The sequence below is a fragment of the Pantoea sp. SIMBA_079 genome, assembly GCF_046940275.1.
GTDB classification, from domain to species: domain Bacteria; phylum Pseudomonadota; class Gammaproteobacteria; order Enterobacterales; family Enterobacteriaceae; genus Pantoea; species Pantoea borealis.
This window is the reverse complement of the sequence record NZ_JAWRYR010000409.1, coordinates 1-266: the sequence shown is the minus strand read 5'-3', so window position 1 is coordinate 266 and position 266 is coordinate 1. Positions and strand designations below refer to the sequence as shown.

Sequence of the window (266 nt, the reverse complement as noted above, 5' to 3'; positions counted from 1 at the left end):
CGTCGCTGTGGCTGCCGCTGCGCCTGTCGACGCCGATCGCATCGCGCGCGGTGCTGGCCGGCGTCGCCGGCATCGTCATCGCCACCGTCTACGTGCTGCGCCAGGGCTATGCGCCGGCCAAGCTGCTGCTGCTGGCGTGGTCGATGTTCCTGCTCGGCACGGCGGTGTTCACCCTGCTCGCCTTCGGCCTGCTGCCGAAGCACATCGTCACCGAATACGGTGTGCAGATCGGCTACGCGCTGGAGATGCTGCTGCTGTCGATCGCC

Annotated in this window: 1 protein-coding gene; it reads left to right on the top strand. The window is 68.8% G+C overall.

The features are described from left to right. Nucleotides 1-266 (top strand): 7TM diverse intracellular signaling domain-containing protein (locus tag SB719_RS20570; RefSeq protein ID WP_412159802.1); only part of this gene is annotated, 266 nt, incomplete at both ends.